General features: G+C 59.5%; 10 protein-coding genes and 1 tRNA gene. 5 read left to right on the top strand and 6 right to left on the bottom strand.

Going from position 1 to position 16575, the window contains the following annotated elements:
• The first annotated feature begins 24 nt into the window (after positions 1-24).
• The 3 genes from glgX to ACO6VD_RS15185 all read left to right on the top strand — a co-directional run bounded on the left by glgX (position 25) and on the right by ACO6VD_RS15185 (position 4432).
• The gene (glgX, locus tag ACO6VD_RS15195; RefSeq protein ID WP_422420174.1) at positions 25-2169 is read left to right on the top strand and encodes a glycogen debranching protein GlgX; all 2145 of its coding nucleotides are present in this window, start codon (positions 25-27) and stop codon (positions 2167-2169) included.
• Between the two features lie 63 nt (positions 2170-2232).
• Positions 2233-3027 carry an endonuclease/exonuclease/phosphatase family protein gene (locus ACO6VD_RS15190; RefSeq protein WP_422420172.1) on the top strand — a complete coding sequence of 265 codons (795 nt, stop codon included), beginning with the start codon at positions 2233-2235 and terminating at the stop codon, positions 3025-3027.
• A 313-nt stretch (positions 3028-3340) separates the two neighbouring features.
• Positions 3341-4432 (top strand): autotransporter domain-containing protein, encoded by a 1092-nt coding sequence (locus tag ACO6VD_RS15185; RefSeq protein ID WP_422420170.1) that lies wholly within the window; start codon positions 3341-3343, stop codon positions 4430-4432.
• Positions 4433-4536: 104 nt separating this feature from the next.
• Here ACO6VD_RS15185 and ACO6VD_RS15180 read toward each other — a convergent pair whose 3' ends face one another.
• Positions 4537-9048, bottom strand: a complete 4512-nt coding sequence (locus ACO6VD_RS15180; protein WP_422420168.1) for an NEL-type E3 ubiquitin ligase domain-containing protein — start codon at positions 9046-9048, stop codon at positions 4537-4539.
• A gap of 369 nt (positions 9049-9417) precedes the next feature.
• Between ACO6VD_RS15180 and ACO6VD_RS15175 the strand changes: the two genes are divergently transcribed.
• On the top strand, positions 9418-10737 hold the full coding sequence (locus tag ACO6VD_RS15175; RefSeq protein WP_422420166.1) for a hypothetical protein: 1320 nt from the start codon (positions 9418-9420) through the stop codon (positions 10735-10737).
• Between the two features lie 128 nt (positions 10738-10865).
• On the opposite strand, the gene ACO6VD_RS15170 is transcribed toward ACO6VD_RS15175, so the two are convergent.
• The 5 genes from ACO6VD_RS15170 to ACO6VD_RS15150 all read right to left on the bottom strand — a co-directional run bounded on the left by ACO6VD_RS15170 (position 10866) and on the right by ACO6VD_RS15150 (position 14549).
• Positions 10866-10941 (bottom strand) — tRNA-Gly (locus ACO6VD_RS15170).
• A gap of 62 nt (positions 10942-11003) precedes the next feature.
• Positions 11004-11564 carry a CDP-diacylglycerol--glycerol-3-phosphate 3-phosphatidyltransferase gene (gene pgsA, locus ACO6VD_RS15165; RefSeq protein ID WP_400171169.1) on the bottom strand — a complete coding sequence of 187 codons (561 nt, stop codon included), beginning with the start codon at positions 11562-11564 and terminating at the stop codon, positions 11004-11006.
• Between the two features lie 32 nt (positions 11565-11596).
• Entirely contained in the window at positions 11597-13420 is a 1824-nt protein-coding gene (uvrC, locus tag ACO6VD_RS15160; protein ID WP_422420164.1) for an excinuclease ABC subunit UvrC, read from the bottom strand.
• Positions 13421-13424: 4 nt separating this feature from the next.
• Positions 13425-14063, bottom strand: a complete 639-nt coding sequence (uvrY, locus tag ACO6VD_RS15155) for a response regulator transcription factor GacA (RefSeq protein WP_400171171.1) — start codon at positions 14061-14063, stop codon at positions 13425-13427.
• A 78-nt stretch (positions 14064-14141) separates the two neighbouring features.
• Positions 14142-14549 carry a helix-turn-helix domain-containing protein gene (locus ACO6VD_RS15150; RefSeq protein WP_422420162.1) on the bottom strand — a complete coding sequence of 136 codons (408 nt, stop codon included), beginning with the start codon at positions 14547-14549 and terminating at the stop codon, positions 14142-14144.
• A 653-nt stretch (positions 14550-15202) separates the two neighbouring features.
• Between ACO6VD_RS15150 and ACO6VD_RS15145 the strand changes: the two genes are divergently transcribed.
• Positions 15203-16510: a nucleotide sugar dehydrogenase gene (locus tag ACO6VD_RS15145; RefSeq protein WP_422420160.1), complete on the top strand. Its 1308-nt coding sequence runs from the start codon at positions 15203-15205 to the stop codon at positions 16508-16510.
• The last annotated feature ends 65 nt before the right edge of the window (positions 16511-16575 follow it).

Raw genomic sequence — 16575 nt, 5'->3', positions numbered from 1 at the left:
AAACCAAGACGATCAAGGAGCCCCATGAAAAAGCCTGCCGCTGTCGTCGAACCCTCGCGCATTCGCGAAGGCCTGCCGTTCCCGCTGGGTGCGACCTGGGATGGTTTGGGCGTCAACTTCGCCCTGTTCTCGGCCCACGCCACCAAGGTCGAGCTGTGCCTGTTCGACGCCAGTGGCGAAATTGAACTCGAACGTATCGAACTGCCGGAATACACCGACGAAATCTTCCACGGCTACCTGCCCGATGCGCACCCCGGGCAGATCTACGGCTACCGCGTGCATGGCCCGTACGAGCCGCAGAACGGCCACCGCTTCAACCCCAACAAGCTGCTGATCGATCCTTACGCCAAACAACTGGTGGGCAGCCTGAAATGGTCCGAAGCATTGTTTGGTTACACCATCGGTCATCCCGATGGCGACCTCAGTTTCGATGACCGCGACAGCGCGCCGTTTGTACCCAAATGCAAAGTCATCGACCCGGCCTACACCTGGGGCCGCGACCAGCGCGTGAGCGTGCCCTGGGACCGCACCATCCTCTATGAAGCCCATGTCCGTGGCATCAGCATGCGCCATCCGGCGGTGCCAGAGGACAATCGCGGCACCTTTGCCGGGCTGATGTGCGACGAACTGCTCGGCCACATCAAGCAACTGGGGGTTACCTCCATCGAGCTGCTGCCGATCCATGCCTTCGTCAATGACCAGCATTTGCTGCAAAAGGGTTTGAACAACTACTGGGGCTACAACAGCATTGCCTTCTTCGCCCCACATCCGCGCTACCTGGCCAACGGCAAGATCGCCGAGTTCAAGGAGATGGTCGCGCACCTGCACGATGCCGGCCTGGAGGTGATCCTCGATGTGGTCTACAACCACACCGCCGAGGGCAATGAACTGGGGCCGACCCTGTCCATGCGCGGCATCGACAATGCCTCCTACTATCGGCTGATGCCCGACGACAAGCGCCTCTACATCAACGATTCGGGCACGGGCAACACCCTCGACCTGAGCCACCCCTGTGTGCTGCAACTGGTCACCGACTCGCTACGCTACTGGGCGGGCGAGATGCACGTGGATGGTTTCCGCTTCGACCTGGCGACCATCCTTGGCCGTTATCACGAAGGCTTCGACGAACGCCACAGCTTCCTCGTCGCCTGTCGCCAGGACCCGCTGCTGAGCCAGGTCAAACTGATTGCCGAGCCTTGGGACTGCGGCCCCGGTGGCTACCAGGTGGGCAATTTCGCCCCCGGCTGGGCCGAATGGAACGACCGCTTTCGCGACACCGTGCGAGCCTTCTGGAAAGGCGATGAAGGCCAGCTGGCCGACTTTGCCGCGCGCATGACTGCCTCTGGCGAGTTGTTCAACCGCCGTGGCCGCCGCCCCTACGCCTCGGTGAACTTCATCACCGCCCACGACGGTTTCACTCTGCGCGACCTGGTCTCGTACAACGACAAACACAACGAGGACAACGACGAAAACAACCAGGATGGCAGCAACAACAATATTTCCTGGAACCATGGCGTCGAAGGTGCCACCGATGATCCCGAGATCAACGCCTTGCGTCTGCGCCAGATGCGCAACTTCTTCGCTACCCTGCTGCTGGCCCAGGGCACGCCGATGATCGTCGCCGGTGACGAGTTCAGCCGCACCCAGCATGGCAACAACAATGCCTACTGCCAGGACAGTGAGATCGGCTGGGTCAACTGGCAACTGGATGACGAGGGGGCGGCGCTGCTCAAGTTCGTCAAGCGCCTGACCAAACTGCGCTTGAACTACCCGGTGCTGCGCCGCTCACGCTTTCTGGTCGGTGACTACAATGAGGCCATCGGGGTCAAGGACGTCACCTGGCTGACGCCGCAGGCCAGTGAGATGAGTGTCGAACAATGGCAGGACAGTCAGGGCCGCTGCCTGGGTATGCTCATGGATGGTCGCGCTCAAGTCAGCGGCATCCAGCGTCCCGGTGCCGATGCCACCTTGTTGCTGATCGTCAATGCCCAGCACGACAGCATCACCTTCACGCTGCCGCAGGTGCCCGAAGGCGAATACTGGAACTGCCTGATCGATACCGATCGGCCACAGCTACGCAAGGGCGAGCAACATGCGTTCGACAGCCCGCTCGAGGTCTGCGGGCGCTCATTGGTGCTTTTGGAGTTGCAACTTGAAGACGACAATTGAACAGCGGGAACTGGGCGCCCGGGATTCAGTCCCATGCAGTAGGCTTGTTGATCAGGAGCAACCGTGAAACGCGAACCGGACCTCACTCTCCTTGCAGCCATTCACCAGACGCCGGCAGTCCGCCGACTGCAGGTACTGACCGTTAACACCCACAAGGGCTTCACCGCCTTCAATCGGCGCTTTATCCTGCCCGAATTGCGCGAGGCGGTTCGCAGCACGCAGGCCGACATCGTCTTTCTCCAGGAAGTGCTCGGCAGCCACGACCGCCACGCCGCCCGTTACGCGGGCTGGCCGCAGACGTCGCAGTACGAATTTCTCGCCGACAGCATGTGGACCGACTTCGCCTATGGCCGCAACGCGGTCTACCCGGATGGCCATCATGGCAATGCCCTGTTGTCCAAGTACCCGATCATCGAGCACCGCAACCTGGACGTCTCGATCAACGGCCCGGAACGCCGCGGCCTGCTTCATTGCGTACTGGAAGTCCCCGGCCAGCCACACGTCCACGCGGTCTGCGTACATCTGTCTCTGCTGGAAAGCCACCGGCAAAAGCAATTGCAGTTGCTGCGCCGTCTGCTCGACTCGCTGCCGGCTGACGCGCCGGTCATCATTGCCGGCGATTTCAATGACTGGAAGCTGCACGGCAACCGTACCCTGGGGTTACACCGGGGATTGCACGAGGCATTCGAGCGTCATCATGGTTTATTGGCGCGAACCTACCCCGCGCGTTTACCGTTGCTGCGCCTGGACCGTATCTACCTGCGCAATGCCAACAGCCATGCCCCGCGCATTCTGGGAAACAAACCCTGGAGCCATCTCTCCGATCATCTGCCGCTGGCTGTCGAAGTACAGCTTTAGCAATGATTCGGCATTAGCCGTGGTGGCCGAAAGAGCCATCACGACTATGCAATGTAAATAATTGTTTAATTTCAGCAAATTGCCCTATCCAATAGCTTGACAACGGTTATTTAACGCTTTCTTGACGCCCGCGCTCTCCTCTCCTTAGCTACATGTAATGCAGCATTGCATAACTCCTTTCCGAGCCTCTAGCTCGCGCCTTTCAGCGCGCGAAAGAGACCGGTTTAGCTGGTTTGGGTCGCCCTCTGGTTTTGCATTACAGCCCGTGACATCAGGCCAGAAACCTTGGCTGTAACATCAGAGGAGATCCGCCATGAAAAAAACTCCGAATCCGTCAGGCTTTGAGTATGTTTTCTACGCGGTTTCCACGTCGCTGCTTCTTGCAACCCCGTTGGAAACCCATGCGTTGGGCCTGGAGGATAAAGACCCGTATAGCACCCTCGTACAAACGCAAATGCAGACTTTGCAGGGATTGCAGGGTTTGTCGCTGACACCGGTCAGTGCCAGCGGCCTGGGCCTGAGCACCCTGAGCGCTTTCTCCGAGCGCCTGGCCGAGCGCAACGCGCCGGCAGCCTCCGACACCATCGCCAGCCAGTGGGCCCCGTTCTTCCCGACGCCGATCAGAAACGGCGCGCCTGCCCCCTCGCGCCTGGAACTGAACAACCAGAGCCTGCAGATCAGCCCGGACCTGTTCATCCGTGAAACCGGCAACGGCAATACTCACCGTGCCGGTTTCTTCGTCGGTCACAGCAGCCTGCAAAGCGGCTTCGATGGCATGCGCAAACCGCAAGTGGGCGACAAAAAGTCCAACGTCAACCTGGAAGGTGAAAGCCTCGGTATGTACTGGAGCATGACCCATGATCAAGGCTGGCACATCGATGCGGTGGCCATGGGTACGCGTTTCGACGTCAACGGCCGCAGCGAGAACGGCCAGCGCCTGGATGGTGATGGTCATGCCCTGACCTTGTCGGTCGAAGGTGGCTTTCCGATCAGCCTGGGCGCCAACTGGACGATCGAGCCGCAGGCACAATTGATCAACCAACAGTACTTCCCCGGCAGCCAGACCCAGACCGACACCCAGCAAGCCTTCGACCAACAGCCGAACTGGACCGGCCGGGTCGGGGCCAAATTGTCTGCGCGCTACAACGTGCGCGGCATGCCCATCGAACCCTTCCTGCGTACTAACGTCTGGTACGACTTCTCCAACGCCGACACCGTCGCCCTGGATCAGGTCGACAAGATCAGCAGCGGCCGCAACTCCACCACAGTAGAAGTGGGCTTGGGCTTAGTGGCACGGGTAACCCCGAAAGTGGCATTGTTCGTCAGCGCCGACTACAGCAGCGATGTCGATGACAATGACCTGAACGGCGTGATAGGCAACCTGGGGGTCCGGGTCAGGTGGTGAATGGGCAGCAGGCAACAGCGTGAGTGAAATCGTTCAAGGCGGCGACAGTGCACAGTCTTTACGCATACGCCGCCAGAACCGAACCCTGGTCCCCGGGTAGCAAGCTATGCCCTCCGCAGCAGGTCTAGTGTGAGTTCAAGCATCAAGGCCCTCTGCGCCTCCTGACGGGCGTCCCTGATACGGTTCATCTGCGCCACACGCTCTCCGTCCGGGACCGTCTCGGCATCCATCAAGACAGCAAGACGATCATGGAAGGGGGAGTCAATCGTGTCGAATCGTGCTCTGTGCGTACGTAACAGGTGCTCCTGCCAGAACTCTCGCACTACCAATGAATGCGCCAGTCGCTCGGGTGTCTCGCCAGCCACTACCCGGGCCTGAGCCTGTGCGATGCGATCCGCATCCACACCCGCGATGTCGCCATACAGCATCTGATCGGGCTGGGCCGGCAAATCAAGCGCATCACGCAGGGCCAGCCGATAAGCCAGGCCGACCTCAATCTCGTCTGGATTGCCGCCCGCGCTACGTCGCGCCTGAATGTCATCCAGGGCAATGCGATCGACCTCGTCCAGGCGCCAAAGTTGGCGCCCCAGATGGAGTAAGGCATCCTGTGGATTGTCAGCCGTGAAGCGCGCCCGCCACACCAGCATACGCAGCTCCAGGTTACTGAAGCACAAAGCGACACTGTCCTCACAGGTCAGGTTCTGTGTCGTGTAGTTGAAGAGTTCATCGCGCAGGCTGGCCTGCTCATTCATGGCCTTGATCATGGTGAACACCCGATCGGCCAGGGCCTGGCTGTTGTGCTGAAAATCAGCGCTGTCCAGCAGCCGCCCCAGCATGCGGAAAAAATCATCGGTCGGTGCTTCTCGCTCCAGGCCTTCCCAACACATCGACAGTTCATCACGCATCAGGTTCTGAGCTGCGTCGAGCCATCGTTGGCGTGTGGCCAGCAAGTCTTCGCTATCACCAGGAACAGGGAGCGCACCGGGGTCCCACAGCGAGGCTTGCAGGCGCTGTGCCTCTTGGGCGCTGAACAGGTTGTCCGCCAGCATGATGATGCGCCTGATCCATGACGGCGACTGATAGAAAGACTCCGGTAGCTGCCTGATCTGGTTCTCGCGCAGGTCGGCCACGAGGAGTTCGGGACACTCCAGTAGCCCATCAGGCAGTGCATTGATTCTCGTGTGGCGCAGGTGCAGGCGACGCAAGCGGCTCAGGCCATGCAACGAGAAAGTGCGCCCCAGCGGGTTGTAGGATAGATTGACGTATTCAAGGGATTCGCAACTGGCCAGGATCGTAGCCTGCGCAGAATCCAGAACAATCTGGTTGTTGAACAGATCCAGCTCACGCAGATGCTCCAGTTGCATCAGGGCCTGCGGCAATCGGGTCAGCTGATTGCCGGAGAGTTCCAGGATCCGCAGGTTACTGAAGACGCGCAGGAAAGCATCGGGCAATTCCTGCAGCTCCATCCCCAGCAGTGCCAGTTCGTAAACATGAGAAAAGCTGACCTGTTCCGGTAAATCGGGCAGCGCTCCCGCTGACACGCCATACAAGGTGAAGCGATAGTTCAACGCTTGCTGATTTAGATTGGAGCCAATATTTGCCCTGCGCTGCCAGCAACCGATCAACGAGCGCCTGAAAAAGCGCCGCTCATCCCGCTCACTGGCAGTACCCGGTTGCCTTTGCCAACGGTACAGATGCCTGTCCAGTGCGGAGAGTTCCTCGCCGAGCCTGGCCAGCTCGGCCTCGAGCGATAACCCCGAGTCATGCACATCATTTATCCAGGCCACGACTTGCGCATCATTGAAGGTCGGGTACAGCGCCCGAACCATTGCGAACAAGGCCTGCGGCCTGCTGTTGCACGAATCGCGACCCGGACTGCGACCGCTCAATGGATAGCCGATCCGACCATCGGCCAGGCGCTGCGGCGCCCGGAACCAGCCATTACCGGTGCCGGTACTCAACAGCGTTTCAACCTCTTGTCGGCGTTGCTCAGCCTGGCGCCAGAGCAGCACCCTCAAGTTGTGTGCAAAGGGCTCGGCAATCCCCATCGCCTCGCGCTGGCTATCGGTGTAGGCAGCAGCCATGACCTCGAACAATTCCCCCGGATCGCCAAGTGGCGAGCCTTGCGCATCCAGGCGCTGGAACTGTCCATTGCGATGGACCAGGTCGAACACCTGAGCCCCCTCCTCGGTCGACAGTAACTGCGGGCCACCGGCATAGCCTTCGAACACGCGCCAGCGCACGCCGGTGCTGGCACCTTGCAGATGCTTGAGCATCCCCAGAGCGACCCGGGCCAGGTCGGCATGCTGCGGCACATCGACAATAAACGCCTCATAAGCCCTGGCTATGCGAATCCGCCGGACGCTGATCCTGGCCGCCTCGGCCAGGCGTAGCGGCACCCTTGCGGTATCCACCAGAGCCTGGCGATCGGCGGCGCTCGCCAGGCGCAGCAGGTCATCTGCTGCTCGACCATGCAGGCTCGGGAACACACGGCGCAGCGCCGCAGTAGCGCGACCCTCGGTGTTTTGCATGTTCTCATATAACTGCTGAAACAGCGGTCGACGCTGGCTCCAGGCCAGCTCGGCCAGTTGCTGGTCGGGCACTCCCGCCGCCCCCGGCAGCACCTGCACATGCTGCAACACCGTGATGTCCTCGACCGGCTCTCCCGAACGCAAACAACGGAGCACGTTGCGTATTCGCTGATCCAGCCTGATGCGCATCACACTGTCCTGCAGTTCTGCCTCCGCGGCCAGCGCGTGCACATGCATTGCGCGCAGGTGGTCCGCATGCAGACCATGGATGCTCAGTACCTGGTCAATCTGCTCATCGTCAAGATCACCCAAGCGCCCGCCAAGACGACGGAACATACGGCGGGTGTCGTCCCACTGCGCCGGTTGTTCAGACCACAAGCGCCAGCCACCGGCGGTGTTGTGACACAACTGCGGGCCATGGCCGTTGCGCGCACGCAACTGCCATTGACCATCGGTGGCGCGCTGAACCACGGCATAGTGGTGTCCATCCATTTCGATCCACGACTGATCGCCCAGACGCCGGATACCCAGAACGTCACGTGGCACCTCGGGCGCTGGCGCTTCGCTGCGAAATGGCAGCAGATCCTGGTTCCACAGTTTATGCGTACCGTCTTCCAACTGCGCCGGTACCAAGGCATCGACCACAGAAGAGCGGTTCCACAGCCTGCGCGCAACGCTGACACCAGCAGCCGTGACTGCTATCACGGCAAGGTCGGTGGCAACATTGAGCAGGTGATCCAGAGCCGCGCTGGTATCGCCGTCATGCCAGGCCTCGATGCCATGGTAGACCTCACCGAGCATCTCCCAGGCACTAACCGCCAGCAACGCCGCGCCGATTACCGGCACAAAAAAGCCGGCCAGGCTGAGCAACGCCCAGCCTTCAGCGGCCAGGCGCTGGTCGTGCTCACGCTGGACCTCGCGATCGACTGCGGCTACCGGCACTGCAATCATCGCTGCATCGTCCTTGATCTGCGCAATGCGGGCCTTGGCCAGACTGTCGAACAACGGCACGGGATAGGCGCTCATGTGTTCGTCAAGGCTGATATTGGCCCAGATCGCGAGATCTGCGTAGCCAGGAATCACCACGGAATAAAAGCGCTGACTGTCACGTCGCCGGACAAAGCGACTGAAAAAGCGCTGATAGTCTGTTGAGCGAAGACGCCTACCCAAGCCATTGGCCAGGGAGCGCAGGCTTTTGAAGGTACTCCAGGGCCCGTTCGGATCTCCTGGGACATACACCAATACGCGCTTGGTGGTGTTGCGCAACAACCCTTCATCGATGACATCGAACACGACAATCTGCTCGATGTTGCAGCCGAGCAGGCTCAGTTGCTTGGCGACGACGGCATCACCGCCAAGGCGGCTTAACCTGTCGTTGTTGCACAGCCCGATCACCAGTTGCAGTTCGTCCTCACTGAGCACCCCCTTGAGCCTGGCCTGGTAGGCGTCGACCAGCAGGGTATAGCGGTGCGAATCGGCCAGCAGCCTGGGCACGCTATCGGCAGCCTCGTTCGAGTCCGATGACGGCTGCAGGACTGCATCCAAATGACGCTGATACTGCCCGCCGAGGTCGACGTCACGGCACAGCCTGGCAAACTCGATGGCAGTGGGTGGCGTCACCTCGCCCGCTCTTGAACTCAGCAGGCGATTACCTCTGGGCTGGCCCCCGGCCTCGCTTTCAGCGGCGGTGAAATTGCGCAGCGCCGCCTCGATCAGCGGCATTTCTTCGTAGACGACTTCGGTCAGATGAGCACCAACAGGCTGTTGATTGATCACCGGCTCCCGGTGCCCGGCGATAAACCTCCAGCTTCGTACGCTGTACTCGTCGTGGTAATGCTCCTTCAGCGCCAGCTCGAGTGCGGATACGGCGAAGCTGTCGATGCCCTGAATACGCGCCAGCGCCTTACTCAGTTGCTGGCGAATGGCCAAGCTGCGGCGTAGCGCATAGCCGAGCACGAAGAGCTGGTCGGCACTGGCCGATCGAAGCCAGAGCGGTAAGCGCTTGCCGATGAAACTGTCCTGGTAGGCCTGTTCTATGAAAAGCGGATCGAGGACTGTGGGTTGCTGGGGATGGTCGGTTTGCATGGGCGTGCCTTCTGAATGAATGAAGACACGAGCCTAAGCAGCGAGGGTTGTCGGTAGCCGTTAGATAGCTACTACCCGATTCAGACTGTTACCTGGACTGCAATGTCTGCGACCCTCCTGCCATTGCTGTATGAGCAAGACTCTTGAGTGCAAGCACCAACGCCAGCTACCGACGCCGACCCGGCAATCCGCACTGTACCTATCATTTCTGTGAGTAGCGCGCTGTTTGATTGAATGGGTAAATGACCCGTCCCACAACTGATGAGCAGTGACCAGTTGCTGCTTCTTTCAGCACAGGGCCGTTCGATGGGCCAGCAGGCAACAGGTCTATGGCTCGTCATGTCTTCCTTTTGATCAAGGTGCTTAATTATGCGGAAAACCTCATGCCTGCTCATGTCAATCACCGGCGCCTGTATTACCAACGTGGCGCTGGCATCGTCTGACCTGCTTGAGCTCAACAGGCAGGGAAACCAGGCGGTCATCGATCTCAAACGCTGGTACGACAGTACTGCCGACGATTGCGGCGGCCCGGACAAACCCGGCTACTTGTGCAGCGGAATCACAATGCGTACCACCTCCAGCAGTCCCGGTTTTTTGCCCTGGGAACCGAGTGATAGTCAAATTGAAAAAGGCAGTGTCGCATTCTCGTGGTTACGCCGGGACAACAACTTCGGCAAGCCTTTCGGCAACCAGAACGGCCTGATCATGTATCCAACGCAGGCGGTGCCTGAAGGCAAAATTGCCGACCTTAAGGTGCTGTGCTCGTTTCCGATAAACGCCAACACCAATCAGCGCCCGACCTTGCAGGGTTGTGGCCCTATCGCCGGCTACGAGGAAACTACCGATACCTGTCAGGCCCTGGATATCAACACCGCGCAGCAATGGCTCGCCAAGTACCCTCAGGCGAGCAATTACCGGGTCTGCGGGTGGGAGCTACGCAAGGAGCAGCAGGACAATGCGGCGAAATGGTTCCAGACCGCTCTGGACGCACGCGAGGGTATGCCTGATGCACACTGGCACATCAACAACGAAGTGCTGCTACCGGTCTGGGAAAAGGGCAAGGGTGGGGAGCTCCCCTTGCATTCGTTCTTCTATGTCAAAGGCGAGCGCGAAGCACTGGCCAAGGCGCAATACGACCAGATTCGCTACCAGCAGAAGTACGACCAACTGATACCCGTCGTGCAGGTGACGTTCCCCACCGAAAAGGAAGGTACGTTGAATTTCGCCTATGACGCGCAGGATCAGGCAGCGGGCCAGCCAACCCCGACGCCCTCCGTCGATTTCGAAAGTCTTCCCGTAGGCCAACACGCCCGGGTAACCTCGAACGCTGTCGAGTTCCAGCTGGACCGGATTAACCGGGGTGTCGGCGACAAGCCTCACGAGGCAAGCAAGGGTCTGATTAGCGCCAAGCACCTGGAAGTGGATTCCACGATCAAGTTCGTTCTTGAAGGCGCCGGGCGTCGGCTGGTGACTTTTTCCTGGGGCTGCAATAGCTACTGCGGGCTGCAAACGGTTATCGGCGGGGGCAGCGAGGAACTATCCGAGGATGGACCAGGCGAGATGCGCTACGGCAGCAAAGAACTCATCATCGACGGCCCGGAGGCGATAATCCTGGCTGTCGATACTGAGGAAGACGGCAGCCTGCTAGTACTGGATAACCTCAAAGTACAAAAGCTGCCTGAAAAATAGTGCTCATGGATCGGCGCCGCTCGCCCATGCACGGATGCACACCCGTGCAGCACTGAAACGAAAAAAGACGCCGAAGCGTCTTTTTTCGATAACTTACAGACTTCCACGGAATTCTGTAAATCGATATCTGGAGCGGGAAACGAGACTCGAACTCGCGACCCCGACCTTGGCAAGGTCGTGCTCTACCAACTGAGCTATTCCCGCATTTGGTGACGGCCATTTTATAGCATCATGAAACGCCGTCAAGCCCTTGATTCAAAAAAGCTTTATTTTTGCTCCGAGCCTTCGCGCAGGTGCGGCCAGGCGGCGCGCAGGTAGTGCACCATCGACCACAGGGTCAGGCCAGCGGAGACCATCAGCAAGGCATAGCCCAGGATCACCCAGAAGGTCAGCACCGGCGGATTGGCCAGCAAGATCACCAACGCCAGCATTTGTGCGGCGGTCTTCCACTTGCCCAGGTTCGACACGGCGACATGCGCCCGCGCCCCCAGTTCGGCCATCCACTCGCGCAGGGCCGATACCACGATCTCGCGACCGATGATGACTGCCGCCGGCAAGGTCAGCCAGAAGTTCGCGTGCACCTGCACCAACAGCACCAGCGCCACGGCGACCATCAGCTTGTCGGCCACAGGGTCGAGGAAGGCACCGAAGGGCGTGCTCTGCTGCAGGCGACGGGCCAGGTAACCGTCGAGCCAGTCAGTGGCCGCCGCTACGGCAAAAACGCTGCTCGCTGCGATATAGCTCCAGTGATACGGAACATAAAACAGCAAAATGAAGATCGGAATGAGCAGGACGCGAAGAACTGTAAGTAGATTTGGGATATTCATCGGCACAACTGGCTGCAAAGTGAGCGTGCATTCTACTCGCTATGCAGGTTGGCATAAATCGACTCGGCAAGCTTTTTACTGATTCCCGGTGCTTTGGCGATTTCTTCGATGCTGGCGCGGGTCAGCTCTTGCAAACCACCGAAGTGTTTGAGCAGGTCGCGACGGCGCTTTGGCCCCACGCCCGCCACGTCTTCCAGGCTGGAAGTACGCCGCGCCTTGCCGCGCCGGGCGCGGTGGCCGGTAATGGCGAAACGGTGCGCTTCGTCACGGATCTGCTGAATCAGGTGCAGTGCTGGCGAGTCGCCCTTGAGGGTGAACTCATGGGCGGCGTCGTTGAGGTACAAGGTTTCAAAGCCGGCCTTGCGCGTGACGCCCTTGGCCACACCGAGCAGGATCAGGTCGGGAACGGCCAGTTCCTGCAGAACGTCACGGGCCATGTTCAGCTGACCTTTGCCACCGTCCACCAACAGAACATCGGGCAACTTGCCCTCACCGTCCTTGATCCGCCCGAAGCGTCGGGTCAGGGCCTGGTGCATCGCCGCATAGTCGTCGCCCGGGGTGACACCTTCGATGTTGAAGCGCCGGTAGTCGGACTTCAATGGACCTTCAGGGCCAAACACCACGCAGGAGGCGACTGTCGCCTCACCGCTGGAGTGACTGATGTCGTAGCATTCCAGGCGCTGCGGGGTTTCATCCAGGTCCAGCACCTGAGCCAGTGCCTCGAAGCGTGAAGCCATGTGCTGACGGTTGGCCAACCGCGCACCCAGCGCCTGCTCGGCATTGGTCACCGCCAGCTGCTGCCAGCGTGCACGGGTACCGCGCACGCGGTGGCTGATGGTCAGTTCGCGGCCACGCAACGCTTCGATGGCCGCAGTGAACGCCGCGAAGTCTTCGTGCACCACATTGACAATCAACTCACCCGGCAGGTCGCGCTCGGCATTACCGATGTAGTACTGCGAGAGGAACGCGGCCATGACCTCGGCCACCTCCTCTTCGATCCCGACCTGGGGAAAGAAGTTCTTGCTGCCCAACACCCGCCCACCGCGCACGCTGATCAGGTGCACGCAGGCACCGCCGGGGTTGGTGAACGCGGCGATCACATCCACGTCGCCGCTGCCGCCCTCCATGCTCTGCTGGTCCTGGACCCGGCGCAGCAAGGCAATCTGGTCGCGCAGTTCGGCGGCCCGCTCGAATTCCAGGGCCATGGCCGCCTGCTCCATCTCGGCGTTCAGCTCGTTGGTCAGTTGATGGCTGCGACCTTCGAGGAACATCACCGAGTGACGTACATCAACGGCATATTCCTCCGGTTCGACCAGGCCGACACAAGGCGCCTTGCAGCGCTTGATCTGGTATTGCAGGCACGGCCGGGTGCGGTTGCTGTAGTAGCTGTCTTCGCACTGGCGGACAAAAAAGGTTTTCTGCAGCAGGCTCAGGCTTTCGCGAATGGCACCGGCACTGGGGTAAGGCCCGAAGTACTTGCCCTTCTGCTTCTTGGCGCCGCGATGAATCCCCAGCCGCGGGAACGGGCCGTCGGACAAAAACACATAAGGGTAGGACTTATCGTCGCGCAGCAGGATGTTGTACGGCGGCCGCCATTCCTTGATCAGCGTCTGCTCAAGCAGCAGCGCTTCGGTCTCGTTGGCGGTGATGGTGGTTTCGACCTGGGCAATGCGCGCCACCAGGGCAGCCGTCTTCGGCGCCAGGCCAGTCTTGCGAAAGTAGCTGGCCAGGCGTTTCTTGAGGTTTTTCGCTTTGCCGACATACAGCAGCCGGGCTTCACCGTCGAACATCCGGTAAACGCCCGGGCGACCGCTGCAGGTCGCCAGGAATGCACTTGAATCGAACACAGGGGTCATGAGCTCAGAGACTGGCGTCAACCATGCCATGGCGGACCGCCAGCAGCGTCAGTTCGACGTCGCTGGTGACCGAGAGTTTTTCGAAGATCCGGTAACGGTAAGTATTGACCGTTTTCGGTGACAGGCACAGCTTGTCGGAGATGATCTGCACCTTTTGGCAACCGACAATCATCAGCGCGATCTGAATTTCCCGCTCCGACAGCGCATCGAACGGCGAGCCTTGCGGCTGGAACGACTTGAGCGCCAGTTGCTGGGCAATCTGCGGACTGATGTAACGCTGGCCGGCGAACACCAGGCGAATGGCCTGGACCATTTCATCCAGGCCTGCACCTTTGGTCAGGTAACCGGCCGCACCGGCTTGCAGCAGGCGCGTAGGAAACGGGTCCTCTTCACAAACGGTGACGGCCACCACTTTCACATCGGGATGACTGCGCAACAGCTTGCGCGTGGCCTCAAGGCCGCCGATGCCGGGCATTTTCACGTCCATCAGCACCACATCAGGCTTGAGTTCGCGCGCCACCTTCAACGATGACTCACCGGAATCGGCCTCGCCCACTACCTGCAAGCCATCGATATCGGCCAGCATACGGGTGATGCCTGTACGTACCAGATCGTGATCATCGACCACCAGGACCCTAATCAAGCAGACACCTCACACTGCGGCGGCAATTGGATCCCGCCACCTTAGCAAAAAATCGGGCGCTAGAGCTAACGGAACTCGTCATTGCATCGATGCTATTTTGCTCTTGCCCGTCACCCGACCAAAGACGCCCGGAGACTGGCTGGAAACCTTCGTACACGCCCGTGTTAGAGCCCCGGCAAGGCTACCGAGCAATTGCTGGACCGCGGCCTGGTCGGCCATGGGTAATTCGCGAAAAGCCGCCAACAAGCGGTTCTCCTCCGCACTCAGGCTACCTTGGGGTATGGGGGTACGCGTACCGTTCAACACATACAGGGCATCGACCCCTCGGGCCGCCACGGCAGCCAGGTAGTCGGCCTTGGGCGTACGCTCGCCACTCTCGTACTTGCCCTGGGCATTGGGTTCTACCCCACCGATATCGCCGAACACGCGCTGGGTCAGGCCCAGACGCTCCCGCTCTTCCCGTAGACGGGATCCGATTCCATTCATCGCATTCAATGTCCTTGATCCATTACCACGCCTGTCATCCACGCATACCTGCAGGATAGGCCACTCAAGCGCCACTATGCACAGGAAGCCCGGCACTGCACAAGCCGACTGATGCAGCTCCTGTCTGTGGTTGTCTGTACAGGGCCATCATCGAACATTTAAGCGGCTCTCGACTGAGCGCCAGGCGAGCATTTTCCAGCCATGGAAAGTTGGCACCTTAGTCCCAGCGATACATATCTAATAGCCATCAAAAAACTCAACTTTCAAGACCGTGAAAAGTTCAAGTCAGGCAAAAAAAATCAGTAGAAAGCCTGCCAGAACGCCACCAGCACAAAGCCGAAAATTTTTTATTGACGCCACAAATCTGCCGACAAAGCGAGCACCATTTTTTTGACATACAACTTATTGACAACTTTAAGTTGTTGTTTTTTAACAGCTTTTTAAACTTAACAAGCAAATATCAAATTGATTTGATTTACAAACAACTGAATGCTTGCGTAACTAAAAAAATCCCCCTTAGGATAGAAACAAGACAACGAACAACACGGCCATCGCCTGTTCAGCGCGCGATTCGATCATGCGTGCTCGCCACGTCGACAACACCGATAAACTGAGTAACCGGGTCAGCCTTGCTGAACACGGAAGAGGGAACTATGAATATCAGTATTTTTGGATTGGGTTATGTGGGCGCCGTTTGTGCGGGCTGTTTGTCCGCCCGCGGCCACCAGGTACTGGGGGTCGATATTTCTCAGGACAAGGTCGACATGATCAACCAGGGCAAATCCCCGATCGTCGAGCCCGGGCTTGAGCAACTGCTGCTCGATGGCGTCAACCATGGTCGCCTGCGCGGCACCACCGATGTTCAGGCTGCGGTACTGGCAACCGAGATGTCGCTGCTGTGCGTCGGCACCCCAAGCAAGAAAAACGGCGACCTCGACCTGGTCTACATGGAAGCGGTGTGCCGCGAGATCGGCATGGCACTGCGCGACAAGGCCAGCCGCCACACCATCGTTGTGCGCAGTACAGTACTGCCAGGTACGGCCAAGAATGTGGTCATTCCACTGCTTGAGCAGGCCTCGGGCAAACGTGCCGGTGTTGATTTCGGGGTTGCCGTGAACCCTGAGTTCCTACGTGAAAGCACCGCCATCCAGGACTACGACTTCCCGGCCATGACCGTGATCGGCGAACTGGACCAGGCCTCGGGCGACCTGCTCGAATCGCTGTACAAAGGTCTTGATGCACCGGTGATCCGCAAGTCGATCGAAGTCGCCGAGATGATCAAGTACACCTGCAACGTCTGGCACGCGACCAAGGTCAGCTTTGCCAACGAGATCGGCAACATTGCCAAGGCCTCCGGCGTCGATGGCCGCGAGGTGATGGATGTGGTCTGCCAGGACTACAAACTCAACCTGTCGCGCTACTACCTGCGTCCGGGCTTTGCCTTCGGCGGCTCCTGCCTGCCCAAAGACGTACGTGCCCTCACCTACCGTGCCGGCCAACTGGACGTTGAACACCCGCTGCTGGCCTCGATCATGGACAGCAACCGCAACCAGGTACGCAATGCTTTCGACCTGATCGTGCGCCAGGACAAACGCCGTATCGGCCTGCTCGGCCTGAGTTTCAAGTCCGGCACCGACGACCTGCGCGAAAGCCCGTTGGTGGAGCTGGCCGAGATGCTGATCGGCAAGGGCTATGAACTGAGCATCTATGACGCCAACGTCGAATATGCCCGGGTCTTCGGGGCCAACCGCGATTACATCGAATCGAAGATTCCCCACGTGTCGTCGCTGCTGTGCAGTGACCTCGACCAGGTCATCAACGGCGCTGACGTGATTGTGCTGGGCAACAACGATGATCGCTTCGCCCAGGCCCTGGATATCCCCGCAGGCAAACAGGTCATCGACCTGGTCGGCTTCATGCCCCATGGCAGCAACGACAGCCAACAGGGTATCTGCTGGTAATGCCCGACGCTCCGTAGAGAGCACCCGGCAAGTATCCCAGGCCTGCGCCTGACCGTATTGAACAC

This window comes from Pseudomonas sp. GZD-222, from assembly GCF_049310525.1.
Lineage (GTDB): Bacteria > Pseudomonadota > Gammaproteobacteria > Pseudomonadales > Pseudomonadaceae > Aquipseudomonas.
This window is presented reverse-complemented; position numbering and strand designations above follow the sequence as displayed.